We start from the raw sequence: 26,535 nt of genomic DNA, 5'->3' as shown, positions 1-26,535 counted from the left end.
GCTAGGTCACCTTTCCGATCACCGAGTACGCCGCCGCCAGCAGCGACGGATCCGGTCCCTCGAGGCGTCCGGGCTTGCCCAGGCCGTCGAGCACCACGAAACGCAGCACCCCGGCGCGGGTCTTCTTGTCGCCCGCCATGTACTCCAGCAACTGCGGCAGCGCGTCGGCGTCATATTCGACCGGAAGCCCAAGTGCCGTAAGAACACTGCGATGACGGTCCGCGGTGTCATCATCCAGCCGGCCCGCCAGTCGGCCGAGCTCGGCGGCGAACACCAACCCGACGGACACCGCTGCGCCATGGCGCCATTCGTAGCGCTCCCTGCGCTCGATCGCGTGGGCGAGGGTGTGGCCGTAGTTGAGGATCTCGCGCAGCTGCGACTCTTTCTCGTCGGCCGCGACGACCTCTGCCTTGACGGCGATCGAGCGCCGGATCAGCTCGGGCAGCACGGTGTCCTTCGGGTCCACCGCGGCCTCGGGATCGGCTTCGATCAGGTCGAGGATGACTGGGTCGGCGATGAAACCCGCCTTCACGATCTCGGCCATTCCTGCGACAAGTTCGTTGCGCGGCAACGTCTCCAGCGTCGCGATGTCGACGAGCACGGCGGCCGGCTGATGGAACGCACCGACGAGGTTCTTGCCCGCGTCGGTGTTGATCCCGGTCTTTCCGCCGACCGCGGCGTCGACCATGCCCAGCAGGGTGGTGGGCACGTGCACGATGTCGATGCCGCGCAGCCACGTCGCGGCGGCGAAACCGGCGACGTCGGTGGCGGCCCCGCCGCCGAGGCTGACGATCGCATCCTTGCGGCCAACACCGATGCGGCCCAAGACTTCCCAGATGAAGCCGACGACCGGAAGATCCTTGCCCTTCTCGGCGTCCGGAATCTCGATGCGATGTGCGTCGATACCCTTGTCCGCCAGGGTGTTCCGAATGGCCTCGGCGGTCTGCGCGAGCGCCGGCTGATGCAGGATGGCGACTTTGTGCCTGCCGGCGAGGCTGCGTTCCAGCTCGGAGAGCAATCCGGTGCCGATGATCACCGGATACGGCGGATCCACAAGGACCTCAACGGTTACCGGTTCAGCCATGGGGACCCGCTTTCTTGGCCGCCAGTTCCGCGGGCGACGGGGGCGCGTCGGTGTTCGGTGCCGCGGTCAGCGTCGTGGGGGTCCGGCGCCACGGGGGTCGACGCCTGCGCCGTTGCGAGCGCGGCGTTTCGGGGTTCTCCAGCCGGTCGACGATGTAGCGCACGACCGCGCCGGGATTGCGCCGGTTGGTGTTGACCCGCATGGTGGCGACCCGCCGGTACAGCGGGACGCGTTGGGTCATCAGAGCTTTGAACTTCTCGCTGCGGTCTCCGCCCACCAGCAGCGGGCGCACGGTGGGGCCGCTGGTGCGGCGCACGCCCTCCGCGGCGTTGATCTCCAGATAGATGACCGTGTGCCCGGTGAGAGCCTCACGGACTCCCGGCGTGGTGACCGCTCCCCCGCCCAGCGACAGCACCCCGTCATGGGTTTCCAGCGCCGACCGGATGACCTCTTCCTCGATGCGGCGGAACTCCGCTTCGCCATCGGTGGCGAAGATGTCCGCGATGGTGCGGCCCGTCGTCTCCTCGATCGCGGCGTCGGTGTCCAGCAGCGTGAGGTCCAGCGCCTTGGCCAGCCGACGGCCGATGGTCGACTTGCCCGACCCGGGCAAGCCGATCAGCACGGCCTTGGGTGCCATCAGCGCGACGCCTGAACGGGCTGCGACGACGGTTCGCGCTCTGCGACCGCCCGCAGGTAGTTGTCGACGTTGGCGCGGGTCTCCGACAGCGAGTCGCCGCCGAACTTCTCCAGGGTCGCGCGCGCCAGGACCAGCGCGACCATGGTCTCGACGACCACGCCGGCGGCGGGCACCGCGCAGACGTCGGAACGCTGATGGATCGCGACGGCCTCCTCGCCGGTGGCCATGTCGACCGTGGCCAACGCCCGCGGCACCGTCGAGATCGGCTTCATCGCCGCCCGCACGCGCAGCGGCTGACCGTTGGTCATCCCACCTTCGAGACCGCCGGCCCGGTTCGTCGAGCGCATCACGCCGTCGGCGCCGGGATACATCTCGTCATGGGCGACGCTGCCGCGGCGGCGAGCCGTCTCGAACCCGTCGCCGATCTCGACACCCTTGATCGCCTGGATGCCCATCACCGCGCCCGCCAGTTGGCTGTCGAGGCGGTTGTCGCCACTCGTGAACGAGCCGAGCCCGACGGGCAATCCGTGGACCACCACCTCGACGATCCCGCCGAGGGTGTCGCCGTCCTTCTTGGCAGCCTCGATCTCGGCGATCATCGACTGCGCGGCGGCCTCGTCGAACGCGCGCACGGGACTCTCGTCGATGGCCGCCAGATCGGAGAACTGCGGCGGCGGCCCATCGTAGGGCTTGGAGGCGCCGATGGAGATGACATGCGACAGCACCTCGACGCCGAGCGCCTCGCGCAGCAGCGCCCTGGCGAAGGTGCCCGCGGCGACGCGGGCCGCGGTCTCGCGGGCGCTGGCCCGCTCGAGCACCGGTCGTGCGTCGTCGAAGCCGTACTTGAGCATGCCCGCATAGTCGGCGTGGCCGGGCCGCGGCCTCGTCAGCGGCGCATTGCGGGCGCTCTCGGCGAGCACGGCCGGGTCGACGGGATCCGGCGCCATCACCGTCTCCCACTTCGGCCATTCGGTGTTGCCGACCTCGATCGCGATCGGCCCGCCGAGCGTGACGCCGTGGCGGACCCCGGCCAGCATCGTGACCTGGTCCTGCTCGAACTTCATCCGGGCGCCGCGGCCATAGCCCAGGCGGCGTCGGGCCAGCTGGCCGGCGATGTCCTCGGAGGTGACGTGGACGCCGGCGATCATGCCTTCGACCACCGCCACCAGGGCGCGGCCGTGGGATTCACCAGCTGTAGTCCATCGCAACACGCGTCCCATCTTCCCATGTCGCGCTCACAGGACCGATTTGTGTGCGTCTAGGAGCGCTGAGCGCTCGGTTTTGCACACAAATCGCTGGTGAGGCTGTCCAGAACCCGCACGATCTCGGCGACCGCCTGCCGTTGCGCCGCCTTCTGGTCGTCGGCGCGAGCGACGACCATCGCCACCTCGCAGGTCGCGCCGAACAGGAAGTGCGCGAGCGGGCCAGGCGGTCTCCGAGCGATGCGTCCGGCTTCGACCGCGCGTGAGATCGCCAGCTCCATCATCTCCAGCAGCGGCGCCTCGAGCCGGCGCACGCCCTCCCAGCCGATCGCGGCGTTCGCATCGAGCAGGACGATCCGCTGCACTCCCGGGTCCAGGCACTCCTCGAGGAACGCGCGCGTGGCCGCCTTGAACGCGTCCCACGGGTCCTTCTTACGGGTGTAGGCCGCCGCGAGAGGCGTGATCATGCGCTCGATCTCACGGCTGAAGACGGCCTCGAACAGTTGCCGCTTACCGTCGAAGTGGTGGTAGACGGCGCCCTTCGTCACGCCTGCGCGCGCCGCCACCGCGTCGAGAGAGGTCGCGTCGTAGCCGTCGCGGGCGAACAGTTCGCGTGCGGCGTCGACGAGTGCGGTCGTCGTCGCCTCGGTGCGCTCCGCCTGGGATCGTCTGGCCACCCGTGTCGCCACGGGCCGACCATAGCCGAACATCAAGGCGAGTTCACAGCAGCCGATAGATGCGGTAGTCGATGTGGTTGGGCGACAGGATGTTATAGCCGACCGCCACGAGATCGGACAGCCACGCGTAGCGCTCGTCGGAGGTCTCGAAGGTCGGAGTGGTCCGCACGTACGTCTCCTCGAACGGCAGCACCTCGCCCGCGGCGAGCCGCGCGATGCCGTCGGCAGGAATCTTGATGATGCCGCGTGCCTCGTAGTGGATGAGCACACCGTCGTGGGTCTGCAGGGTCGCGCGCACATCCACGCGGCCCGCGCCGTCTTCTCCGACGAGCAGCCAGTCTCCCCCGCCGGGCAGGATCTCGCCGGTCAGCTTCGGCCCGTCGATGACGCCGCCGGTCGTGACGAACGTCATCCTCGTGCCGACCGGAGTCGTGATCGGTTGTGCGGAAGCAAGATCGACGTGCATATCGAAGAGGTGCTCAACCGGCAACGCATCGACGAGCGGAAGCTGATCCACCGGAGTCGCGGTGGTCACGCGACCACCCCCAACGCCGCCTGCAGTTGCGTCGCGTCGATGAAGGTGTCCTTACGTGCGACAGCCCGTCCGGCGAGATGCTCACGACGTCGAGACAGTCGAACCGGATATCGCCGGAGATGAGCGCCCAGTCGAGAATCCAGTGATTCTCGCCGTAGAGCACGCGGTAGGTCTCCCAGGTGAAATCGGGGAACTGCGTAAAGATTTCAGCGAAGGCAGCGCGCACGGCATCACGTCCGACGACGGGCTCACCGCCCATGTGTGTCCAAAATCGAGTGTCCGGCGTATGCAGCGCCACGATCGCGTCCGGATCGTGCGCAGCCCACGCCGCGAAATAACGCTCGGAAAGTGATTTGAGGTCCTGCTCGGTCATTTGCATACCCCGAGTATGCATTAACCTACTGTCGGTATGCAATAGCCGAATCAGAGGATCGCCAGCGCGGACGCCGCCGCCGCTGTCACGCACATCGAAGGGCCGTGCGGCACGGTGCGTGCTGCGCTGCCGAGCCCGGCGATCACCGCTACCACCGCGGTCAGCAGCGGCGCACCCAACGCGGCCAGTGACCAGACGTCGACGCCGAACGCCCCGGTCAGCGCGCCGATCCCGATCGCGAGCTTGACGTCGCCGCCACCCATGGCCGCGGGAGCCATCAGGGACAGCGCGAGATAGATCGCGAACAGCGTTACGGCGCCGACCGCGGCGGACACGCCGTGGCCGGAAACTGCCGCACCCACCAGGATCGCGGCCGCGCCGGGGATCGTCAGCCAGTTGGGCAGCCGGCGCTCCCGCACGTCGTACCAACTCAACCCGACGAACCAGGCCAGCACGCAGACACCGGCCGCCCCCGCCCCCACACGTCGAGATTAAGTCCGCTGATCGGTGGCCGTCGGCACCACTTTCGCAGTGCGGCATAGTCGAGAACGTGCTCGCCGCCGCCCGATCGCCTGTCGGACCCGCGCTGCTGGTGGCGGCTGCCGCGGTGAGCCAGGAAGTGGGCGCCGCGTTCGCGGTCGGCCTGTTCGCGGCCTTGGGGGCAGTCGGCGCGGTGTTCGCACGATTTCTGCTCGCCGGAGTGCTCCTCGGCGCTTTCGTCCGGCCTCGCGTTCGGGGCCTGACGTCGAGCGCGTGGTTGTCCGTATCGGCTCTCGCGTTCACCCTGACCGCGATGAACGTGTGCTTCTACTTCGCGCTGACGCGGATTCCGCTCGGGGTCGCTGTCACGGTGGAAGTGCTTGGCCCGCTGACACTTTCGGTGGTGGTAAGCAAGCGCGCCAGCGCATGGTTGTGGGCCGGACTCGCATTGGCCGGCGTTGCCCTGCTCAGCCTCACCGGAGTGAGGTTCGGCCGCCCGGACCTGATCGGTCTGCTGTTCGCCGCGGGCGCCGCGCTCGGATGGGCGGGTTACATCATCGCCTCGTCGCGCGCGGCGGCCAGTTTTCCGAGCCTCGATGCGCTGGCCATCGCCACGATGTTGGGTGCCCTCGCCACCGCACCGTTTGCGGTGATGTCCGTCGATCCGCACGCCGCGTTGCGGTGGGAGGTGTTGGGGCTCGGGGTCACGGTGGGCATGATGTCCTCGGTGATCCCGTACTCACTCGAGCTGATCTCACTGCGACATCTGCCGCCGGAAACCTTCGCGGTGGTGACGTGTCTGTCGCCGGTGATCGCCGCGCTCGCCGGCTGGGTGGTCCTCGGTCAGCACCTCGCGGTCACCGGGTACGTCGCAATCGTGTTGGTGACGGTGGCGAGCATCGGCGCGGTGCGCTCGACTAGCGGTCGGCGATCGCCGCCCTCATCGCTTCCTTGGGTGCAGGCAGCCCCGTGAACTGCTCGACCTGGGCGAAGGCCTGGTTCAACAGCATCTCCAGACCGCTGATCACCCGGCCGCCCGCGGATTCGACGGTCGCCGCCAGCGGCGTGGGCCACGGGTCATAAATCGCGTCGAGTAGGACAGGTGTCGCGGCCAGCGTGGCGACATGGGCGGCCGCGACGTCGGCGGGGATGGTGCTCACGACCACGTCGATGTCGGCCAGCGGTGAGCCCAGCTCGATCCAGCGGGCCTGCGCACCGACTCGCGCCGCGAGCGCCACCAGCGGCTCGGCCTTGTCCCTGTTGCGCGCGACGATCGAAATGTCCTGCACGCCAAGCTCTGCCAGCCCGACGACGGCGGCGGGAGCGGTACCGCCCGACCCCAGCACCGCGGCCCTGCCCGACACCCGGCCCAACGCCCCGATGACGCCGTCGACGTCGGTGTTGTCGGCGCGCCACCCCGTGGCGGTCCGCACCAACGTGTTGGCCGAGCCCACCAGCTCGGCGCGGGCGGTGCGTTCGTCGGCGAATTGCAGGGCCGCGAACTTGCCCGGCATCGTCACCGATACGCCGACCCATTCGGGCCCGAATCGGCCCACCACGACGGGTAACTGCTCGGCTGTGCACTCGATCCGTTCGTAGGTCCAGTCGTCCAGACCCAGCGCGCGATACGCGGCGAGGTGCAGCTGCGGGGAACGCGAATGGGCGATGGGAGAGCCGAGAACCGCGGCCTTACGCGGACCCGCAGCCATCGCTACCGTCCGGAATCGAGGACACCGTTGTGCATCGCGAGCTCGATGTTCGCCAGATGCTGCTCGTAGTCCCGCGTGAACAGGGTGGTGCCCTGCTTGTCGATCGTCACGAAGTACAGCCAGTCCCCCGGCTCCGGCTGTTCCGCCGCCGCAAGCGCCGGCTGTCCGGGCGAGCAGATCGGCGTGGCCGGGAGTCCCGGCCGCACATAGGTGTTCCACGGCGTGCGCTGCGCGCGGTCGGCGTCGGTGGTCGCCACTTCGATGCGGTCGAGCGGATAGTTCACCGTCGAGTCGAACTCGAGCGTGCGCTTCTCACCGAGACGGTTGTAGATCACCCGCGCCACCTTGGCGAAGTCCTCGGGTGTGGCCTCGCGCTGCACGAGCGACCCGACGGTCAGGATCTGATAGGGCGACATGTTCATCGCCTGCGCGGTGTCGAGCAACCCGCCCTGCGCGTATTGGGTTGCGCTGGCGCCGATCAGCGTCGACAAGATTTCCTGCGGCGTGGCCGACGGGTCGATGTTCCACGACCCCGGGGCGATGAGTCCCTCCAGCCTGCGGTGGTCGGTGCCCATCGCCTTGACCGGTCCGAGCGCCCATTCCGGAACCGAAAGAGCCGACGGGTCAGCCGTGCCCGCCGCCTCCTTGAGCGCATCCGCGGCGACGCACTTGCGCTCACCGTCGAGGTCCACACACGTCGCCTTGGAGATCAGGGTGAGGATGCCGTCGGTGACGGCGTCGGTGTTGACGTCCTGGACGTCGTCGAGCTGGCGACCTTCGGGGATCACCAGCTTGCCGACGCGGTTCTGCGGATCGGCAAGCCGCTCAACGGCGTTGGCGGCCGGGATCTCGGTGCGCACCTTGTAGAAGCCGGGCTGGATCGACGAGATCGCGGCGTTGCCCTGCGCGGCGTCGACGAAGGCGCCCGAGGTGGCGACCACGTTCTGTTCCTGAAGGGTCTGTCCGATCGCGGTCGTGGAATCGCCGTCATGGATCTGGATCACCACATCGGCGACGCCGTCACCGGTGAAGTCGTTACCCGCGCCGAACATGCTGTGCCACAGTTTCGATCCGAGGAAGACCGCCCCGATCACGACCACGACCAGGATGCCGAGCGCCAAACCGCCGGCCAAGCGGCGCCGACGACGGTTGCGCGCCTCCCGTATCCGGTCCGCTCGACTCCTTCGATGCCGGGGTGGGCCGACGGCCATGGGCTCCACCCGTTCGCGGCGCCAGTCGGACTCCACGCGCTCTCGGCCCCAGTCGTCAGACATCGGAGACCACGCCCTCGGCGTCGCCGTGCGCGGCCACCGCACGGCGTTGGTCCAGCCAGTTCTGCAGGATGCCGACCGCGGCCGCCTGGTCGATCATCGATCGCTGCCCCTTTGCGCGTATTCCGGCCTCTCGCAGCGACCGCTGGGCCGCGACGGTGGTCAGCCGCTCATCGGCCAGTCGCACCGGTACCGGCGCGATGCGCGCCGCCAATTCATCGGCGAGCGCGATCGCGTCCTGCGCGGCTGAGCCCGACCGGTCGGCCAAGGTCCGCGGCAGGCCGACGACGGCTTCCACGATCCCGTATTCGTCGACCAACGCCGCCAAACGACGCAGGTGTTTGTCCGAACCTTTCCTGCGGTCGCGGGCGACCGTTTCCACCGGCGTCGCCAGTATTCCGTCCGGGTCGCTGACCGCCACCCCGATGCGGACGCTGCCCGCGTCGATGCCCAACCGTCGGCCGCGGCCGGGATCGGGCGGAGCCAGCGTTGGACCCGGCCGATCCGGCAGACGGTCGTCGGTTTTGGTCACGCGGTCAGCTCCGGTCCAGTTCGGCGCGCAGCGCGGCCAACGCCGCGTCGATCCCCGCCGCCCCTTTTCCGGAGCCCTGTGCCAGGTCAGCCTTGCCGCCCCCGCGGCCGTTCACCGGCGCTCCCAATTTCTTCACCAGCTCGTTGGCGCTCAGGCCGAGGTCCTGCGCCGCCGCATTGACGGCGACGACGTACGGAACCGCGTCACCCTCGCCTTCGGCGATCAACGCGACGACGGCGGGTTCACTGCCCAGCCTGCCCTTGATATCGCCGACGAGCGTGCGCAGATCCGCCGCCGACATCCCGCCGGCCATCCGCTGCGCCACGAGGTGGACCTTACCGACCCGTTCGGCGCCTGCGGCGGCATTAGCGGCCGCGGCGCGCGCATTCGCCAACCGCATCCGGTCGAGTTCCTTCTCGGCGGCGCGCAACCGTTCGACGAGGTTGGCGACGCGAGCGGGCACCTCCTCGGACGGCACCTTCAGCGTCGACGCCAGCCCGGCCATCAGAGCGCGTTCCTTGGCCAGGTGACGGAACGAGTCCAGGCCGACGTAGGCCTCCACCCGTCGCACGCCGGAGCCGATCGACGATTCGCCGAGAATCGTGACGGGTCCGATCTGCGCCGAACTGCGCACGTGGGTGCCACCACAGAGTTCCAGGGAGAACGGGCCGCCGATCTCGACCACCCGCACCTCGTCGGGATAGGCCTCGCCGAAGAGCGCCATCGCACCCATCGCCTTGGCCTTCTCCAGCTCGGTGGTGAAGCTGTGCACCTCGAAGTCGGCCTCGACCGCCTCGTTGGTGACCTCTTCGATCTGGGTGCGCTGGTCCTCCGTGAGGGAGCCCTGCCAGTTGAAGTCGAACCGCAGGTATCCGGGACGGTTCAGCGAACCCGCCTGAACGGCGTTGGGGCCCAACACCTGCCGCAGCGCGGCGTGCACCATGTGGGTACCCGAATGTCCCTGGGTCGCGCCGTGGCGCCACTTCGGATCCACCGCGGCCACCACGGTGTCGCCCTCGACGAACTCGCCGGACTCGACGTTGACACGGTGTGCCCACAGGGTTTTCGCGATCTTCTGCACATCGGTCACCGCCGCCTTGGCCGCCGCGGATGCGCCGGTGCCGGAGATCGAGCCCTCGTCGGCGATCTGTCCGCCGGACTCGGCATAGAACGGACTGCGGTCGAGGACGATCTCGATGCGGTCGGCGTCCTGGGCTCCGTGGCCGATGACCGGTACCCGCTTGCCGTCGACGAAGATGCCGAGAATCCGCGCCTCGGAGGTCAATTCGTCGAAACCCGTGAACTCGGTGGGTGCGGTGTCGACGAGTTCGCGGTAGGCCGACAGATCGGAGTGCGCCTGCTTACGGGCGGCCGCATCGGCCTTGGCGCGCTGCCGTTGCTCGGCCATCAAACTGCGGAAGCCCTCTTCGTCGACGGACAGGCCTGCCTCGGCCGCCATCTCCAGCGTCAGCTCCAGCGGGAAGCCGTACGTGTCGTGCAGGGTGAACGCGTCGCTCCCGGACAGCACCTTGGCGCCCGCCGCTTTGGTCGCGCCCGCGGCCTCCTCGAACAGCCGCGAACCCGAGGCGAGGGTGCGGTTGAACGCGGTCTCCTCGGCGACCGCGATGCGTTCGATGCGCTCGAAGTCGTCGACCAGTTCCGGGTACGACGGCCCCATGGTGTCGCGCACCGTCGCCATCAGCCGGCTCATGATCGGTTCCTCGACGCCCAGCAGCTTGGCCGAGCGGATGATCCGGCGCAGCAACCGGCGCAGGACATAGCCGCGGCCCTCGTTACCGGGACTGACGCCGTCGCCGATGATGATCGCCGAAGACCGGCTGTGATCAGCGATGATGCGGTAACGGACGTCGTCCTCGTGGTTGCCCTGGGCGTATCCGCGCGGCGCGACGGACGCCACCAGGTCGATGACCGGCCGCAGCAGATCGGTCTCGTAGACGTTGTCGACGCCCTGCAGGATGCAGGCCACCCGCTCGATGCCCATGCCGGTGTCGATGTTCTTGCGGGGCAGCGGGCCGAGGATCTCGAAGTTCTCCTTCGAGGTGCCTTCGCCGCGCTCGTTCTGCATGAACACGAGGTTCCAGATCTCGATGTAGCGGTCCTCGTTGGCGACCGGCCCGCCGTCGACGCCGTACTCGGGCCCGCGGTCGTAGTAGATCTCCGAGGACGGCCCGCACGGCCCGGGGATGCCCATCGACCAGTAGTTGTCGGCCATGCCTCGGCGCTGTATGCGTTCCATCGGCATCCCGGCGACTTCCTGCCACAGGCCGATCGCTTCGTCGTCGTCGAGATAGACCGTCGCCCATAGCCTTTCGGGGTCCAGACCGTAGCCGCCCTCCTCGATGGAGTTGGTCAGCAGGCTCCAGGCGTATTCGATGGCGCCCTTCTTGAAGTAGTCGCCGAAGCTGAAGTTGCCCGCCATCTGGAAGAAGGTGTTGTGGCGGGTAGTGATGCCGACCTCGTCGATGTCCGGAGTGCGGATGCACTTCTGGACACTGACGGCGCGCTTCCATGGCGGTGTGCGCTGCCCGAGGAAGTAGGGCACGAACTGCACCATGCCGGCGTTGACGAACAGCAGATTGGGGTCGTCCAGGATCACCGAGGCGCTGGGCACCTCGGTGTGACCCGCCTTCACGTAGTGATCAAGGAAACGCTTCCTGATCTCATGTGTCTGCACGATCTACTGTTCCTTGCACTGGGAGTGGTCTGCAATTACCTGCGACTATTCGACCGCACTACAGTACCGGTCGCGGTTGTCGCACCTGAAAGCCCAACGAACCGGCGGGCCGTCCGGTGCCGGTTACCCGGAAATGAAGCTCAGCCGCACCTTGCGCTGCGGGTTATCGCGGTTGAGATCGACCAGCACCACGCTCTGCCAGGTCCCAAGCAGCGGTTTCCCGCCTTGAACGGGCACCGTCACCGACGGGGCGATCAGCGCGGGCATCACATGATCGGCACCGTGGCCCGGCGATCCGTGGGAGTGCCGGTAGCGGTCGTCGCGGGGCAGCAGGCGTTCGAGCGTGTCGAGCAGGTCGTCGTCGGATCCGGCGCCGGTCTCGATGATCGCCACACCGGCGGTGGCGTGCGGGACGAACACATTGCACAGGCCGTCGTCGTGGCCACTGCAGAAGGAGCGCACTGCGTCGGTGAGGTCGACGATGCGGCGGCGGGCGGTGTCGATATCGAGCACGTCGGTGTCCACCTCACCGAGCCTACGAGCGTCCGCATTGATTGACGCGTGCGTTTATTGCGTCCGGGCCGAGGGTATGTCCTGCATCACAAGGGTGATCCACCCCAAGACCTTGGAGGCATCGTGACCATCACCAGCGTTATCACCGCAATTCTCATCGGCATCGTGGTCGGCGTCCTCGGCCGCCTGGTGGTGCCGGGCAAGCAACCCATCGGCATGGTGCTGACGGTCCTCGTCGGCATCGTGGCCGCGTTCATCGGTACCGCGCTCGCCAGGGCGATCGGAATCCCCACCGCGACAAATGGCGTGGACTGGATGGAGTTACTGGTTCAGGTCGTCGTCGCCGCGTTGGGCGTCGCCCTGGTGGCGGCCCTGATGGGACGCAGGCGCACCGGACTCATGGGCCGCAGGCGCTCAGGGCTGTTGCGCTGACCTCATACCCCCGATGGCGATCCCGGCTGAGACCCCTGCGGCCGGGATCGCCCCTGTCTAGAGGCTTTTGAGGAGCACGTCGAGCTTCTCGTAGCCCTCGGTCATGCCGCCTTCCATGCCCGAAGAGAGCAGGGCGTCGCGGGCATCGGTGTTGGGGCAGATCGAACGGCCCCGCAGCCGGGAACGGCCGTTGCCGAGGTCCTCGAACCACAAGTACTCGATGTTCACCATGTCCGGTGCGCCCTCGAATTCGAAGGTCTGGAGGATGAACTCGTTGTCGCGCACGGTGTGGAAGGTGCCGTTGAAACCGAACGTCCCCTCCTCGTTGGAGTGGGTATAGCGGTATCCGCCATGGCTTTTGAAGTTCCACTCGCTGATGTTCATCTCGAGGCCGTGCGGACCCAGCCACTGCTTCACCAGCTCGGGCTCGGCGTGCGCGCGGAACAGCGCCTCGACGGGTGCGTCGAATTCCCGGGTGAATTCCATGGCCAGGGTGTCCACCGGGGCCTTGAGGTCCAATGCGTTCGTCATTTCTGTTGCCCCTTCTCCGATGTGTCGGTCAGGTCGGCCAGTAGGACATCCAGCCGGCGGTAACTGCGTTCGGCGTCAAGCCGATACCGGTCGATCCATGCGGTCAGCCTTTCCAGCGCGGCGGCGTCGAGATGGACGGGCCGTCGCTGTGCGTCGCGGGTTCGCGTGACCAGACCCGCGTGCTCGAGCACCTGAATGTGCTTGGACACCGCCTGTTTGGTGATGTCGAACGGTGCGGCGAGCTCGTTGACAGTGGCCGGACCCCTGGAAAGCCGCGCCACGATGGCGCGTCGAACCGGGTCCGCGAGCGCCAGGAAGGCGCGGTCGAGTCGCGCATCCTCATCGTCACCACTCCCCATTATCAACCTTTTATTTGATCAATACTCTGGTTGATTACAACCGTAGGAGGGTTGGCCAGGGGTGTCAAGGGGTGGATCACATCGCTTTCGACGAATTGCAGCGAAAGTGGGAGTAGCGGCCTGCAGATCGTGGATAGCGTCGTCAGCGTTTCCGGCGAATGATCGCGCGCAGCTTGTCCAATCGGGTCGCGATCTCACGTTCCGCGCCGTGCGTGGTCGGGTGATAGTAGTCGACGCCGACGAGCTCGTCGGGCGGATACTGCTGGGGCACAACACCATCGGGGTGATCGTGCGCGTACTTGTAGCCGATCGCATTGCCCAGCTTCTCGGCGCCCGAGTAGTGGCCGTCGCGCAGATGGGCGGGCACCAACCCCGCCTTGCCTGCCCTGATATCGGCCATCGCGGACCCCAGCGCCGTGGTGACCGCATTCGACTTCGGTGCCGTCGCCAAATGCACCGTGGCATGGGCGAGCGTGAGCTGCGCTTCGGGCATACCGATCAGTTGCACGGTCTGCGCCGCGGCGACGGCCGTCTGCAGCGCCGACGGATCCGCCATGCCGATGTCCTCGCTGGCCAGGATCATCAGCCGCCTGGCGACGAAACGCGGGTCCTCCCCCGCGACCAGCATCCGGGACAGGTAGTGCAGTGCGGCGTCGACGTCGGAGCCGCGGACCGACTTGATGAACGCACTGATCACGTCGTAGTGCTGATCGCCGTCGCGGTCGTAGCGCACGGCGGCCTTGTCCAGCGACTGCTCGATGACCTCGACGGTCACGTCCTCCCCCGCCTCGGCCGCGACCTCGAGTGCCGTCAACGCCCGCCGGGCGTCGCCTGCTGACAGCTGCACAAGCAGCTCGATCGCGTCCTCGGTGACCTTGACCTTGCCGCCGAGCCCGCGCTCGTCGTCGATCGCCCTACGCACCACAGTGCGCACGGCGTCGGCGTCCAGCGGCTGCAACTGCAGGATCAGCGATCGCGACAGCAGGGGTGCGACGACCGAGAACGACGGGTTCTCGGTAGTGGCCGCCACCAGGAGCACCACGCGGTTCTCGACGGCGGACAGCAGGGCGTCCTGTTGCGTCTTGGAGAACCGGTGCACCTCGTCGATGAACAACACGGTCTGCTCGCCGTGGGCGGCCGCGCGCCTGGCTACGTCGATGACGGCGCGGACCTCTTTCACGCCGGCCGACAGCGCCGACAGCGCCTCGAACCGGCGGCCCGTCGCCTGCGAGATCAGCGACGCCAGCGTCGTCTTGCCGGTCCCGGGCGGGCCGTACAGGATGACCGACGCCGCGCCGGAACCCTCGACCATGCGGCGCATCGGCGAACCAGGCTGCAGCAAGTGGTCCTGTCCGACGACCTCGTCGAGGGTGGCGGGCCGCATCCGTACGGCCAGCGGGGTCGACGCGCCGACGGGTGCCACCCCCGACGACAGTTCGTCGCCGGGGACGTCAAACAGACCGTCGGCCACGCACCCTCTTTACCACGGCGCTATGACGCCGGCGCCGTCACGAAGTCGATCAGTTCCTCGACCCGCCCGATCAGCGCCGGCTCGAGGTCGTTCCAGTCGCGCACCCGGCTCCTGATCCGCTGCCACGCTCTGGCGATGTCGGCCTGCTCGGTGTGCGGCCACCCCAGCTTGCGGCACACGCCCTTCTTCCAGTCCATGCCCTTGGGGATGACGGGCCAGGCCTGCAGCCCGATCCGGCCGGGTTTGACCGCCTGCCAGATGTCGATGAACGGATGACCGACCACCAGCGTGTGCTCGCCGCCGGGCCCCCGGCGCACCGCTTCGGCGATGCGCGCCTCCTTCGAACCGGCGACCAGATGGTCGACGAGCACGCCCAGCCGCCGACCGGGCTCCGGGCCGAACTCCTCGACGATCGCGGTGAGATCGTCGACGCCGCCGAGGTATTCGACGACGACGCCCTCGATGCGCAGGTCGTCGCCCCAGACCTGTTCGACGAGTTCGGCGTCGTGACGGCCCTCGACGTAGATGCGGCTCGGTAACGCGACCTTCGCGCGGGCGCCGGGCACCGCCACCGAACCGGACGCGGTGCGCGACGCTATCGGCGCGGCCCGTTTCGGCGGGGTCAGGTTGACCGGCCGGCCGTCGATGAGGTAGCCGGGGCCGACGGGGAACGGCTTCCTGCGGCCGTGGCGGTCCTCGAGTTCCATCCGGCCGTATTCGATGCGCACGACGGCGCCGACGAAGCCTGTTTGGGCGTCCTCGATGACCATCCCGATCTCTGCAGGCACTTCGACGGAACGCGGAGCCTTGCGATGCGGATTGGATGCGAGAACATCGGAGCCATAGCGGTCAGCCACCGGGTGATCGTAGGGTCAGCACCGTGCTGCTGAACCGCGACACGGCCGAGGGAATCGCTAACGGCAGCATCACACTCGTGCTTCGCCGGTGGGACGCGCCGAGGGCCAAGGCGGGCGGCACGCAACGCACCTCGGCGGGCACCATCCGCATCGACGACGTCACCGAGTACCCCGGCGATCACCGAGTCACCGCCGCGCAGGCAAGCGCCGCCGGCTATCCGGACGCCGCAACCGCGCAGAAGGATCTCGACCGCAGACCGGCGCGGCACACGTATGCGATCGCGGTGTCCTACCTGGGCCCCGACGAACGTCCCGAACTCGCCGCCGATGACCGCCTGTCGGCCGCCGACGTGGACGCGATCGCCGCGCGACTGAACCGGTGGGATGACGCCACCGAACCGTGGACGAGGCAGTACCTGACGATGATCGGTGCCAACGAGGCGGTGCGCGCACCGGATCTGGCGGAGCGCATCGGACTGGATGTGCCGCGGTTCAAGAGGCGAGTTCGACAGCTCAAGTCCCTCGGGCTGACGATCAGCCTTGACGTCGGCTACCGCCTGTCCCCACGCGGGCGGGCGTTCCTACGAAAGTCTGAGCGAGGATGAAACGGTGACGGATCTATCCAAATACGGGCCGTGGGCAGTGGTGGCCGGCGGGTCGGAGGGTGTCGGCGCGGAGTTCGCGCGGCAGTTGGCCACCGCCCGGATCAACCTCGTGCTGATCGCCCGCAAGCCGGGACCGCTGACCGATACCGCGGACTCGTGCCGCGCGCTCGGTGTCGAAGTCCGTACTCTCGCACTGGATCTGGTGTCTGGCGATGCCGTGGATCAGATTGCCGACGCCACAGCAGACCTCGAGGTCGGCCTGTTGATCTACAACGCAGGCGCCAACACCTGCAGCGAGCACTTCCTCGACGGTGAGTTGAGCGAGTTCGGCAGGGTGATCGACCTGAACATCAACACGATGCTGGCGCTCGTACAGCACTTCGGCAGGCCGATGCGCGAGCGCCGACGCGGCGGCATCCTGATGGTCGGCTCGATGGCGGGCTACCTCGGCTCGATGCGGCACACGGTGTACGGCGGCGTCAAGGCATTCGGCCGCATCTTCGCCGAAAGCCTGTGGCTCGAACTGCGTGACTACGACGTCGACGTGCTCGAGCTCGTGCTGGGCGTGACCCGCACCCCCGCGATGGAGCGCGTCGGCCTGAACTTCGACGTGCCGGGTATGCGGGTCGCCCAGCCTGAGGACGTCGCGCGCGAGGGTCTCGAACGGCTCCCCCACGGCCCCGTCCACATCGCGGGCGGCAACGGCGACGACGTCGCGCGGCGCAACGATCCCGACCGCGCCAAGGTGGTGCTCGGCACGCACAAGTTCATGGAGAAGTTGATGGGATCCCGCTAGCCAAAAGGACTTCCGATGACCGACGAGCGACTAACCGAGCTGGAGCGCCGCCTGGAGCGCATAGAGGCTGAGCGCGCGATCGAGCGGATCATCGCGTCCTACGGCCCTCTTGTCGACGCGGGCGAGGCGGACGCCGCCGCGCAACTGTGGGCGACCGACGGCAGCTACGACGTCGAGGGCTGGCCCATGCGCAGCCGCGACGACGTGGCCGCGATGGTGCGTTCCGACGCCCACCAGGGTCTGATCGGCCGGGGCGCCAGCCACTTTCTCGGCCCGGCCGTGGTGACCGTGAACGGGTCGGACGCCGTGGCGGTGTGCGAATCGATCCTGTTGGTGCACCGCGGCGACGGGTTCGTCGTCGCGCGTGCAGGCGCCAACCACTTTCGGCTGAAGTACATCGACGACCGCTGGCAGATCGTCGAGCGCACCACGCGCACTCTGGATGGCAAGCCCGAGGCGCGCGCGCTGTTGGCGTCAGGGGTGGCCGGCGCATGAGCGGCCAACTGGACGGCAAGGTGGCGTTGGTGACCGGGGCGGGGGCCGGCATCGGCGAGGGCATCGCGCGGCGCTTCGCCGACGAGGGCGCACAGGTGGTGATCGCGGAGATCGACACGGCGGCAGGCCAATCCGTCGCCGATGCGGTCGGCGGCACGTTTGTCCGCGTGGACGTCTCCGATCGCGCACAGGTCGAGTCGGCGGTGCAGACGGCGGTGTCGACGTATGGGTCGATCGACATCGTGGTCAACAACGCATGGGGCGGCGGGGCGATCGGCAGGGTCGAGTCGAAGACCGATGAACAACTGGCGCAGGGCATCGCCGTCGGCTACTACGGTCCGTACTGGGCGATGCGGGCCGCCTTCCCGCACATGAAGGACAAGGGCTGGGGTCGCGTCATCAACATGTGCAGCCTCAACGGCGTCAACGCCCACATGGGCACGCTGGAGTACAACGCGGCCAAGGAAGCGTTGCGCGCGCTCACCCGTACCGCGGCACGCGAGTGGGCGCCATCAGGAGTCACCGTCAACGCGATCTGCCCGGCGGCCAAGAGCCAGGCGTTCTTCCGCGCCATCGGCGACTACCCCGAGCTGGAAGCGATGGCTGATGCGGCCAATCCGATGGGCCGCATGGGCGATCCCTACGAAGACATCGCGCCGGTGGCGGTGTTCCTGGCGGGCGACGGGTCGCGGTACCTGACCGGCAACACGCTGTTCGTCGACGGTGGAGGGCACATCAACGGCACGCCGTGGGCGCCCGACCTCGACGCCGACTAGCCTGCGCTGCTCACCTGGCTTTCGCGGGGTCCGAGACGATCTCGTCGATGATCGTGTGCACCAGGCGCATCTTGTCCAGCACCTTCGCCGGCAGCACGAACGGGTAGAGATCGTCCTTGCCCATCGACCGGTTGATCATGTTCAGCGCCCAGGTCAGCGGAAGCCAGATATCGATGGTCGTGTCGAATCCGCTGGGGCCCAACACCCGCCGCTCGAACGTGGCGCTGGCCGGAGCCAGACCGAACGCCGCGGCGGTGTCCAAGGTGTCGCGGATGTGAAGGTAATGCGCGAACGTCTCGGCCCAGTCCTCGGCGGGGTGCATCGTGGCGTAGGAGGAGACGTAGTCCTTCTGCCATTCGGTCGGAGGCCCCTCGCTGTAGTGCCGGTCCAGCGCGGCCTGGTAGTCGGCGTCGGCGTCGCCGTACAGCTCGTGGAACCGGGCCTTGTAGTCCGGTGACGGGTCGACCAGCCGGTAGTAGTAGTAATGCCCGATCTCGTGCCGGAAATGACCGAGCAGCGTGCGATAAGGCTCCTCCATCGACACCCGCAGCTGCTCGCGGTGCACGTCGTCGCCCTCGGCGAGATCGAGTGTGATCACGCCGTTCTCGTGGCCGGTGAACACCTTCTCGTTCTCGCTGGACAGCAGGTCGAATGCGAGACCGAACTGAGGGTCCTCGTCACGACCGATGATGGGCAGCTTCATTTCGTGCAGCTGGGCGATGAGTCGGCGCTTGGCCTTCTCGGCTTCGGCGAACGCCGCCATGGCCTTGGTGTCGGCGTCGTTGGGCCGCGTCCGCGTCAGTGCGCACGACGTGCACAGCTGGCGCGTCGGGGATCGTTTGACCAGCCAGTTGCACTGGGCGGCGTATAGATTCGCGCACAGCTGGTAATCGCTGGACGGCACCGCACCCGCATGGTCGCTTTCGTCGTCGGGTGCGATGACCAACAGCGCCATATCTTCTAGCGAGAACCCCAACGAACTTCCGCACGACAGGCAAAGCGAGTTCTCGAACGCCAACCGCTGACCGCAGTTCGGGCAGGTGAAGTCACGCATTTAAAACGCCACCCTCATACGGTGCGACGTCGACCGCGACATCGATCACACTGCTCTCGGAGTCGGTGTAGATGATGCCGCGCAGCGGCGGCACATCGGCGTAGTCGCGGCCGAATCCGACGGTGATGTAGCGTTCGTCGACCATCTGGTCGTTGGTGGGATCGAAACCGAGCCACTGGTTCTGCGGCGTCCATACCGATGCCCACGCGTGGGTGGCGTCGATGCCCACCATTCGTTCCTTTCCGGGCGGCGGGTCGGTCGCCAAGTACCCGGACACGTAGCTGGCAGCCAACCCATTGGCACGCAGGCAGGCGATCGCCAGCCGCGCGAAGTCCTGACATACCCCCTCTCGCGCGGCCAAAACCTCGCTCACCTGAGTAGACACCGTCGTAGAGCCGGACCGGTAGGTGAAGTCGTTGAAGATGCGCGACGACAGATCGCGCAGCACCTCGATCAGTGGGCGCTCCGGAACGAAGCTCGGTGCGGCGTACTCACGTACCTCGTCGGTGATCTCGGGCGGTCGCAGATCCAGGGTGAACTCTGTGGCCAGGGCGCCGTCGGTGCCGACCGGCCTGGCGATCTCCCACGGTGCCCGCGCCGAGCCGCCCTCGTAGAGGTCCGCGGGTGGCGGGTCGACTTCGACCACCGACCTGCTGGTGATCGACAGGGTCCGGTGGCGCTCGGTGACATGGAAATACGAGCTGATGTTGCCGTAGACGTCGCGGCTGGTCGAGCTGTCGGCAGCCTCCGGTTCGATGATCAACTCGTGGGACAGGCAGCGCTGACGCGCGGAATCGCGCGGGGTGAGGAAACCGCGGCCGTAACTGCTGGTCACGACATCCGAGTAGTGGTAGACCGTGCGGTGCGCCACCTGGTAGCACCGGCTCGATACCGAGGGCGTCGGCCCGTCGGGGAAGGCCGTCACGGCATCACTCGGCGCTCGTCGGGTCCCCACAGCGGCTGCATGCCGCCCGGCAGCGACAGATGCGTCGCGGTGATGACCACGGACAGCTCGCGCAGCTCGGAGTGAACATCGTCGAGCAACGCGCTGAGCTCGGCACGGTGGCCTTCCGGCGTGGTCTCCTCGAGGTCGGCAGGTTCGACGCGGCGCAGTCGGGTGATGATCTCGTCGACCAGCCGTTCGGGCCGTGACGAGCCCGACGACCCCGGCAGCGCCTTCAGCCCGGTGCGGAGCCGCTCGAGCTGGTAGGCCAGCGACCGCGGGTTCTCCGCGTCGAACAGAACCAGGTCGGCCACGGCAGCAACACTAACCGTGCCGGGATTGCGCCGGCGGTAGATGACCGACGACTCACACACCACCAGCGTGGACTCCGTGATGGTTTGCTCGGCGCCGGGACTGCGGACGGTGGTGAGGGTCGCACGCAGCAACGCCGTCAACCCCAACCCACGTTCGATGCGTTTGCCGATGTCCATCATCGTCCAGCCGACGTCGTGGACCATGGACTCGGCGGCCACCCCCGACAGCGCGAGCATGCCCGCCAGCGTGAGGTTACTTGTGGACGACAGGTAGGCGTCACCCTCGGCCTTGGACTGCGGCGGCTCGTCAGTCGACCGGACAGAAGGCTGGTCCTCGGGGTGCAGCAGCGCGCGCTCGACCGCCGCGAGCACCATCCAGGTGTCGTTGGACATCTGGTCGCGCACGGCGCGGGCGGCGAGGCTGAGACGTTCGACGGACTGGGCGAGCGAGCCCGAGCGGTGCCGATCGGCGGTCAGCGACCACAGCGTGGTCGGCGCGGTGGCCACCAGATCGTCGTGATCACCGTCGCCCGATCCGGTTCCGGTGATCGAGCCGAGCGCGGTGAGCAGCACCGGCACACATTCGCTGCCCGCCAACTCTCTGCGGTAACGGAACTCGTGATGGCGCTCGCGAGTCACGGTGAGCAGCCTGGCCATGCTCTCCGCGCGCTCGGCGTAGCGGCCCATCCAGAACAGATCCGACAGCACACGCGGAGAGCTGACCGCTCCGGTGGGGCTCGATGTGATGGCGGGCAGCTCCATCGGCGGCGCGGTGGGGATGCGCTCGGCGGTCACCCTCGTCGGCGTGCGTACCCAGATATCCTTCGCGGCAACACTATTCAGCCGGAATCCGGCACTTCCGGCCGCGACGAGATAGCCCAGCCCGCCGATCATCGGTGCGTAACCGCTTCGCTGCGACACGGTGAACAACCGCATACCCACATTGGCCGCCGACAGCCCGCCCGGGTAATAGTCGCTGGGCGCCGACGAGAACTCCGGCAACTCCTGGCCGACCCACTGCCATGGCGTCGCTTCGATACGGACGCCGAGTTCCTTGCGTTGCGCAGAGGTCAACGCCGGCCCGACGATGGTGTCGCCGCCCGTGACCGGACGGATCAGCAGCGACCCCAGGTTACTCAACAGATGCGACCGTTCGGTGTTGATGCCGCCCCAGTACATCGGCGCGGTGCGCAGCAGCGGCGTCTCCCCCAGCAGCCGCTCGGCGAGTTCGGGCAGAAAGCGAAGCACCCCAGGGCTTTCCAGAATTCCGCTGCCCAGCGTGTTCACCACCGTCACCGCGCCGCGCCGTAGCGCCTCGACGAGCCCGACGACGCCGAGGCGCGAATCCGCCCGCAGGTCAAGAGGATCCGCGTAATCGGCGTCCACCCTGCGCAGCACGACGTCGACGCGCTTGAGCGTGCCCATCGACCGCATCCACAGCTTGCCGTCACGCACCACCAGGTCGGCGCTCTCCACCAGCGGGAAGCCCAGCACGCTGGCGATGTAGGCCTGGTCGAAGGCCGTCTCCGAGTGGATACCGGGGCTGAGAACCACCACGACCGGTTCCTCCGCGGACTCGGGCGCGGCGTCGATCAGCGCGAGCCGAAGCGCCTGTGCCCATGGCGATGCCGGCCGGGGACCGATGCGTTCGTACAGGTCGGGGATGGCGTGCGCCACCACCCGGCGGTCGGCGAGCGCATAACCCGCCCCTGACGGCGCCTGGGTCCAGTCGGCGTTGACCTGGAAGCTGCCGTCGCGGGTGCGGCTGATGTCGCAGCCGTGCATGAAAAGCTGGTGCCGGCCGGGCACCTCGATACCGCGCGCAGCGCGGATGTAGCCGGGATGGGCGAAGAGTAGCGGCGCGGGCAGCACGCCGCTGGTCACCGACATCCGCGGGCCGTAGAGGTCGGTCAGTATCGCGTCGAGCAGCCGGGAGCGTTGCAGCAGACCGGCTTCCAGGATGTCCCAGTCAGCCGAGGAGATCACCAGCGGCAGCGCATCGAGGTGCCACGGGCCGGGCTCCGCGGCCCCGCTGCCGTTGGTGACGGCGTCACCGTGGCGGTCGACCTGGACGTAGGTGATGCCGTCGTTGTCGACCAGGCTGCGCACCGTCGACCGCAGGTGGTCCAGGCCGCCGCGGCCGCGCTCGCCGACACACTCGGCCAGCTCCTGCCAGGCCGGCCGGATATTGCCTGCGGCGTCGACGAATTCGTCGTAGCCCGTACCTGCCCCACCGCGGACGTCGAACAGCGCCTGCTGGGCTCGCGCGGTGCGATACCGGGACAGCAGGTTGTCGATGTCCTGAGGACTCGCTGCGGGTAGGACCATCACTGCAGAACGGTACGCACCCGGCGCAGATCCAAGATCCCCGGCGCGCCCACGTCAGTGGATTGCCGCGCCTGCTTCTCCCGGATATCGGACATGTCTACCTTGCCCGGGGTGAAACCGGTGGTCTCGAAACGGCGGCCGCGTCGCGATTCGGCCTCTACGGCGTTGACGGGTGGGGTGTCGTAGGACCGCCCACCGGGATGTGAGACGTGGTACGTACAGCCGCCGCGCGACATGCCCGAAGCGATGTCGACCAACTCGAAGCGCAGCGGGCCGTCGACGGTGATGGTGGGATGCAACGCGCTCGGGGGCTGCCACGCCCGGTATCTCACCCCGCCCACCTGAACGTCGGGATTGTCGGTGGCCAACAAGGGCACGGGATAGCCGTTGGCGGTGACGATGTAGCGCTGCCGGTCGGCGCCGATGAGCCGGACCTGGATGCGCTCGACCGACGAGTCGACATAGCGCGCCGTCCCGCCCGCGGTCGACTCCTCCCCCAACACATTCCACGGTTCGATCGCCCCGCGTAGCTCGATCTCGACACCGTCGAACACCGCTGTACCGATGCGTGGGAACCGGAACTCGGTGAACGGGTCCAGCCAGCTGGTCTCGAAATCGATGCCGTGCGCCCGCAGATCGGCGGCGACGTCGGCGATATCGTGAATCAGGAAGTGCGGCAACAGATATCGACCGTGCAAGTTCGCACCGTGGCGGATGAGCGGCGCCCGCAGCGGCTCGTCCCAGAACCATGCGACCAGCGACCGCACCAGCAGTGACTGCACCATCGCCATCTGGTAGTGCGGCGGCATCTCGAACCCGCGCAGCTCCAGCAGTCCCAGCCGGCCGCGGGGACCATCGGGGCTGTACAGCTTGTCGATGCAGAATTCGGCCCGGTGGGTGTTTCCGGTGATGTCGGTCAGCAGGTGCCGCAACGCCCGGTCGACGATCCACGGGCGAGGCCCGCCCTCGCCCGCCGACAGCCGCGCGATCTCGGCGAACGCGATCTCGAGCTCGTACAGCGCCTCGGCGCGGCCCTCGTCGACCCGGGGTGCCTGCGACGTCGTGCCGATGAACCGCCCCGAGAACAGGTAGGACAGCGCCGGGTGGCGCTGCCAGTACGTCAGCATCGACACCAGCAGGTCGGGACGGCGCAGCAGCGGCGAATCCGCGGGGGTGATGCCGCCGAGGGTGATGTGGTTACCGCCGCCGGTGCCGCCGTGAGTGCCGTCGACGTCGAAGGATTCGGTCGACAGCCGGGCGAGCCGGGCCTCGCTGTAAAGGGTTTCCAGCTGCTTCCGCTGTTCGGCGAAGCTTCCCGTGGGCGCGACGTTGACCTCGATGACCCCGGGGTCGGGGGTGACGGTCATCGACGTGATCCGTGGATCGGGCGGCGGTCCGTAGCCTTCGAGGACCACCGGGCAGGAAATCTTGGCCGCCGCGGCCTCCACTCGGTGAATCAGGTCGACGAAGTGCTCGGCGTCCTCGGTCGGCGGCAGGTAGATGTAGAGCAGCCCGTCGCGGATCTCGGCCACGACCGCGGTGGTCGGCATAGCGTCGGCCTCCACGACCTCCGCATCGTCGGCGCCGGGTTCGTCGGGCAGCGTCCCGCGGTGGGTCAACGGATCGGCCCCGTGCGTCGGCTCCGGCGGTTGCCAGCTGATCGATTTCAGCGGCAGCCGCAGCCCGGCCGGGGAGTCGCCCTCCAGCAGGACAATCCGTCCGCGCCGCAGTCGCCAGTCGGCGCTCGCCCATCCCGACCCGTCGTCGGTGCGGTGCAACGGCAACACATACGCGGCGGGTTCGGTGACGGACTCGTCCAACCGCGCCATCAATGCAGCACGCGCGTCGGGGGTGTCGGTCTCCAAATCGTCTGCCGCGCTGACGGGTTCGCCCTGCGGCAGACGGGTCGCTTCGGCCAGGCGGCTCAACGCATCCTCGTAGGCGGGTCGAACCTGCGACGCAGGCAGGCCGAGGTCGTCGGCGAGGGCGCCGAGGAACTGCAGTCCCGCGTCGGGCGCGACCTCGATGGTCTCCGGCGTCGACGGCCACGGGTCGGCCAACATTGAGTCGTCGCGCCACAACGGCCCGCCGTCGGTGCGCCAGAACAGTCCGATCTGCCAGCGCGGCAACGGTTCCCCCGGATACCACTTGCCCTGGTTGCGGTGAATCACGCCCTGCGGCGCCCACGCCTTCTTCAAGCGGGCCGCGAGCGCGGATGCCAGTTGGCGTTTGTGCGGCCCGTCGGCGTCGGTGGTCCACTCGGGGTCGACCTGGTTGTCGATCGAGACGAACGTGGGCTCGCCGCCCATCGTCAGGCGCACATCGCCAGCGGCCAACCGTGCGTCGATGCGGGCACCCAGGTCACAGATGGCACCCCAGGCGGCCTCGGTGTAGGGCAGCGTGACCCGGGGATCCTCGTGGATCCGGGTGACGGTGTTGGTGAAGTCCAGCGTCGTCTCACACGGCTCGGTGGCGCCGGTGATGGGTGCCGCGGACTCCGGATGCGGGGTCGCCGACAGCGGGATGTGGCCCTCACCGGCGAACAGGCCCGACGTCGGATCGAGGCCGATCCAGCCCGCGCCGGGGATGTACACCTCGGTCCATGCGTGCAGGTCGGTGAAGTCGGCGGCCGGGCCAGAGGGTCCGTCGAGCGCCTCGACGTCGGAGGTGAGCTGGACGAGGTAGCCGGACACGAAGCGGGCGGCCAGCCCCAGCTGGCGCAGGATCGACACCAGCAACCAGGCCGAGTCGCGGCACGAGCCGATTCCGGTGCGCAGGGTGTAGTCGGGCGTCTGCACGCCGGGTTCCATTCGCAGGCTGTAGCCCACGTCGGCGTTGATGGCGCGGTTGAGGGCGACGAGGAAGTCGATGGTGCGGGTCTCCGGCGGGACGGAGAAGTTGGCCACCCACGCCTTGACGAGGTCACCGGGCCCGCTGCCCTCGCCGTTCTCGTCGACCGGGCGCAGGTAAGGCTTGAGGTCTTCGGCGAGCGACTTCGGGTAGGTGAAGCCGAACTTCTCGGCGTACTCCTCGATGAAGAAGTCGAACGGGTTGATCACCTTCATGTCGGCGATCAGGCCGACGGTGATCGTCAGGCTCCGTGCCCGGTTCGGGAAAACCAGCCGGGCGAGGAAGTTGCCGAAGGCGTCCTGCTGCCAGTTGATGAAGTGGTCAGCCGGTTCGACGGCGAACGAGTAGGCCTCGATCGGGGTCCGGGAATGCGGGGCAGGGCGAAGCCGAACGACGTGGGGGTGCAGCTGCACCAGTCGGTCGAATGTGTAGCTGGTGCGGTGCTCCAGCGCCACCTTGATGCCCATCGCACGATCCCATCACACGGTGGCCGGGTATGCATGGCGCACAATCGAGTCCGTGGCCACCTGGGCGGACGTCGAGCGCATCGCCGTCAAGTTACCTGAGGCGTCAGAGACGGCACCGAGGTCATGGCGGGTCCGCAAGAAACTCATGGCCTGGGAGCGGCCGTTACGCAAGGCCGACCATGCCGCGCTGGGCGATGAGGCACCCGACGGCGACATCCTCGCGGCACATGTCCCGGACGAAGGAGTGAAGTTTGCGCTCATTGCCGACGCCCCCGATGTGTACTTCACCACACCGCACTTCGACGGCTATCCCATATTGCTCGTCCGGCTGGCCGAGATCTCGGTGCCCGAACTCACCGAGCTCATCACCGAAGCCTGGCTCGCGCAGGCACCGAAGACCCTCGTGAAGGCCTACCTCGCCGAGGAGCGCTGATATAGATCGAGTTGGTCCTTCTCAAATGCCTCCGGAGGTGTCAGGAAGGGATCTGTAACTGATTCCTGTTTGGGGTCCGTGTGTTGTGGCACGTGGACCTCTCCTGACACGCTCCG

The 26,535-nt window shown here is 67.9% G+C and carries 26 protein-coding genes and 1 pseudogene; 7 read left to right on the top strand and 20 right to left on the bottom strand.

The window, feature by feature from the left end; genetic code table 11:
• Position 1: 1 nt before the first annotated feature.
• The 7 genes and pseudogenes from aroB to H7J93_RS04345 all read right to left on the bottom strand — a co-directional run bounded on the left by aroB (position 2) and on the right by H7J93_RS04345 (position 4,990).
• On the bottom strand, positions 2 to 1,084 hold the full coding sequence (aroB, locus tag H7J93_RS04375) for a 3-dehydroquinate synthase (protein WP_267305075.1): 1,083 nt from the start codon (positions 1,082 to 1,084) through the stop codon (positions 2 to 4).
• Positions 1,085 to 1,214: 130 nt separating this feature from the next.
• Positions 1,215 to 1,721 (bottom strand): annotated as a pseudogene (locus H7J93_RS04370) (shikimate kinase); the annotation flags it as partial.
• Positions 1,721 to 2,932: a chorismate synthase gene (gene aroC, locus H7J93_RS04365; protein ID WP_267305074.1), complete on the bottom strand. Its 1,212-nt coding sequence runs from the start codon at positions 2,930 to 2,932 to the stop codon at positions 1,721 to 1,723. The gene aroC and the pseudogene H7J93_RS04370, both read right to left, overlap by 1 nt.
• A 47-nt stretch (positions 2,933 to 2,979) precedes the next feature.
• The gene (locus tag H7J93_RS04360) at positions 2,980 to 3,612 is read right to left on the bottom strand and encodes a TetR/AcrR family transcriptional regulator (RefSeq protein ID WP_267305073.1); all 633 of its coding nucleotides are present in this window, start codon (positions 3,610 to 3,612) and stop codon (positions 2,980 to 2,982) included.
• A 31-nt stretch (positions 3,613 to 3,643) separates the two neighbouring features.
• Complete coding sequence (locus H7J93_RS04355) at positions 3,644 to 4,135, bottom strand: DUF3237 domain-containing protein (protein WP_267305072.1); 492 nt, start codon at positions 4,133 to 4,135, stop codon at positions 3,644 to 3,646.
• Positions 4,080 to 4,514 (bottom strand): nuclear transport factor 2 family protein, encoded by a 435-nt coding sequence (locus H7J93_RS04350; RefSeq protein ID WP_267305071.1) that lies wholly within the window; start codon positions 4,512 to 4,514, stop codon positions 4,080 to 4,082. The genes H7J93_RS04355 and H7J93_RS04350 overlap by 56 nt, the downstream gene beginning before the upstream one ends.
• A gap of 44 nt (positions 4,515 to 4,558) precedes the next feature.
• Complete coding sequence (locus H7J93_RS04345) at positions 4,559 to 4,990, bottom strand: prepilin peptidase (RefSeq protein ID WP_267305070.1); 432 nt, start codon at positions 4,988 to 4,990, stop codon at positions 4,559 to 4,561.
• A 68-nt stretch (positions 4,991 to 5,058) separates the two neighbouring features.
• On the opposite strand from H7J93_RS04345, the gene H7J93_RS04340 reads away from it, so the two are divergent.
• The gene (locus H7J93_RS04340) at positions 5,059 to 5,961 is read left to right on the top strand and encodes an EamA family transporter (protein ID WP_267305069.1); all 903 of its coding nucleotides are present in this window, start codon (positions 5,059 to 5,061) and stop codon (positions 5,959 to 5,961) included.
• On the opposite strand, the gene H7J93_RS04335 is transcribed toward H7J93_RS04340, so the two are convergent.
• The 5 genes from H7J93_RS04335 to H7J93_RS04315 form a co-directional block, all read right to left on the bottom strand.
• Positions 5,906 to 6,697, bottom strand: coding sequence for a shikimate dehydrogenase (locus H7J93_RS04335; RefSeq protein WP_267305068.1), 792 nt, complete (start codon positions 6,695 to 6,697; stop codon positions 5,906 to 5,908). The two genes, H7J93_RS04340 and H7J93_RS04335, sit on opposite strands and share 56 nt — an antisense overlap.
• A gap of 2 nt (positions 6,698 to 6,699) precedes the next feature.
• Positions 6,700 to 7,971: an endolytic transglycosylase MltG gene (locus H7J93_RS04330; protein ID WP_267305067.1), complete on the bottom strand. Its 1,272-nt coding sequence runs from the start codon at positions 7,969 to 7,971 to the stop codon at positions 6,700 to 6,702.
• Positions 7,964 to 8,500: a Holliday junction resolvase RuvX gene (gene ruvX, locus H7J93_RS04325; protein ID WP_267305066.1), complete on the bottom strand. Its 537-nt coding sequence runs from the start codon at positions 8,498 to 8,500 to the stop codon at positions 7,964 to 7,966. Before ruvX ends, H7J93_RS04330 begins: the two co-directional genes overlap by 8 nt.
• Before the next feature lie 4 nt (positions 8,501 to 8,504).
• Positions 8,505 to 11,195 carry an alanine--tRNA ligase gene (gene alaS / locus H7J93_RS04320; protein ID WP_267305065.1) on the bottom strand — a complete coding sequence of 897 codons (2,691 nt, stop codon included), beginning with the start codon at positions 11,193 to 11,195 and terminating at the stop codon, positions 8,505 to 8,507.
• Between the two features lie 123 nt (positions 11,196 to 11,318).
• Entirely contained in the window at positions 11,319 to 11,708 is a 390-nt protein-coding gene (locus H7J93_RS04315) for a secondary thiamine-phosphate synthase enzyme YjbQ (RefSeq protein WP_267305303.1), read from the bottom strand.
• A gap of 123 nt (positions 11,709 to 11,831) precedes the next feature.
• Between H7J93_RS04315 and H7J93_RS04310 the strand changes: the two genes are divergently transcribed.
• Positions 11,832 to 12,140, top strand: a complete 309-nt coding sequence (locus tag H7J93_RS04310; protein ID WP_267305064.1) for a GlsB/YeaQ/YmgE family stress response membrane protein — start codon at positions 11,832 to 11,834, stop codon at positions 12,138 to 12,140.
• 57 nt (positions 12,141 to 12,197) lie between these two features.
• Here H7J93_RS04310 and H7J93_RS04305 read toward each other — a convergent pair whose 3' ends face one another.
• From H7J93_RS04305 to H7J93_RS04290, 4 genes are all read right to left on the bottom strand, one after another.
• On the bottom strand, positions 12,198 to 12,671 hold the full coding sequence (locus H7J93_RS04305) for an SRPBCC family protein (protein ID WP_267305063.1): 474 nt from the start codon (positions 12,669 to 12,671) through the stop codon (positions 12,198 to 12,200).
• Positions 12,668 to 13,030: an ArsR/SmtB family transcription factor gene (locus H7J93_RS04300; protein ID WP_267305062.1), complete on the bottom strand. Its 363-nt coding sequence runs from the start codon at positions 13,028 to 13,030 to the stop codon at positions 12,668 to 12,670. Before H7J93_RS04300 ends, H7J93_RS04305 begins: the two co-directional genes overlap by 4 nt.
• 142 nt (positions 13,031 to 13,172) lie before the next feature.
• On the bottom strand, positions 13,173 to 14,501 hold the full coding sequence (locus H7J93_RS04295; RefSeq protein WP_267305061.1) for a replication-associated recombination protein A: 1,329 nt from the start codon (positions 14,499 to 14,501) through the stop codon (positions 13,173 to 13,175).
• 20 nt (positions 14,502 to 14,521) lie between these two features.
• Positions 14,522 to 15,358 carry a DUF3097 domain-containing protein gene (locus H7J93_RS04290; protein WP_267305060.1) on the bottom strand — a complete coding sequence of 279 codons (837 nt, stop codon included), beginning with the start codon at positions 15,356 to 15,358 and terminating at the stop codon, positions 14,522 to 14,524.
• A gap of 23 nt (positions 15,359 to 15,381) precedes the next feature.
• Between H7J93_RS04290 and H7J93_RS04285 the strand changes: the two genes are divergently transcribed.
• From H7J93_RS04285 to H7J93_RS04270, 4 genes are read left to right on the top strand one after another with little or no spacing between them, the layout of a single operon-like run.
• Positions 15,382 to 15,963, top strand: a complete 582-nt coding sequence (locus H7J93_RS04285; RefSeq protein ID WP_267305059.1) for a hypothetical protein — start codon at positions 15,382 to 15,384, stop codon at positions 15,961 to 15,963.
• 4 nt (positions 15,964 to 15,967) lie between these two features.
• Entirely contained in the window at positions 15,968 to 16,759 is a 792-nt protein-coding gene (locus tag H7J93_RS04280) for an SDR family NAD(P)-dependent oxidoreductase (RefSeq protein ID WP_267305058.1), read from the top strand.
• Positions 16,760 to 16,774: 15 nt separating this feature from the next.
• A complete protein-coding gene (locus tag H7J93_RS04275) occupies positions 16,775 to 17,254 on the top strand; it encodes a nuclear transport factor 2 family protein (protein WP_267305057.1) in 480 nt (159 codons plus the stop codon).
• Positions 17,251 to 18,030: an SDR family NAD(P)-dependent oxidoreductase gene (locus H7J93_RS04270; RefSeq protein ID WP_267305056.1), complete on the top strand. Its 780-nt coding sequence runs from the start codon at positions 17,251 to 17,253 to the stop codon at positions 18,028 to 18,030. The genes H7J93_RS04275 and H7J93_RS04270 overlap by 4 nt, the downstream gene beginning before the upstream one ends.
• Before the next feature lie 10 nt (positions 18,031 to 18,040).
• Here H7J93_RS04270 and H7J93_RS04265 read toward each other — a convergent pair whose 3' ends face one another.
• From H7J93_RS04265 to H7J93_RS04250, 4 genes are read right to left on the bottom strand one after another with little or no spacing between them, the layout of a single operon-like run.
• Entirely contained in the window at positions 18,041 to 19,084 is a 1,044-nt protein-coding gene (locus H7J93_RS04265) for a zinc-binding metallopeptidase family protein (RefSeq protein ID WP_267305055.1), read from the bottom strand.
• A complete protein-coding gene (locus H7J93_RS04260; protein WP_267305054.1) occupies positions 19,077 to 20,009 on the bottom strand; it encodes a transglutaminase family protein in 933 nt (310 codons plus the stop codon). Before H7J93_RS04260 ends, H7J93_RS04265 begins: the two co-directional genes overlap by 8 nt.
• A complete protein-coding gene (locus tag H7J93_RS04255; protein ID WP_267305302.1) occupies positions 20,006 to 22,669 on the bottom strand; it encodes a circularly permuted type 2 ATP-grasp protein in 2,664 nt (887 codons plus the stop codon). The genes H7J93_RS04260 and H7J93_RS04255 overlap by 4 nt, the downstream gene beginning before the upstream one ends.
• Positions 22,669 to 25,986: a transglutaminase family protein gene (locus H7J93_RS04250; protein WP_267305053.1), complete on the bottom strand. Its 3,318-nt coding sequence runs from the start codon at positions 25,984 to 25,986 to the stop codon at positions 22,669 to 22,671. Before H7J93_RS04250 ends, H7J93_RS04255 begins: the two co-directional genes overlap by 1 nt.
• Positions 25,987 to 26,038: 52 nt before the next feature.
• On the opposite strand from H7J93_RS04250, the gene H7J93_RS04245 reads away from it, so the two are divergent.
• Entirely contained in the window at positions 26,039 to 26,419 is a 381-nt protein-coding gene (locus H7J93_RS04245) for an MmcQ/YjbR family DNA-binding protein (RefSeq protein WP_267305052.1), read from the top strand.
• Positions 26,420 to 26,535 lie beyond the last annotated feature (116 nt).

The organism is Mycobacterium barrassiae, from assembly GCF_025822765.1.
GTDB lineage: Bacteria > Actinomycetota > Actinomycetes > Mycobacteriales > Mycobacteriaceae > Mycobacterium > Mycobacterium barrassiae.
This window is presented reverse-complemented; position numbering and strand designations above follow the sequence as displayed.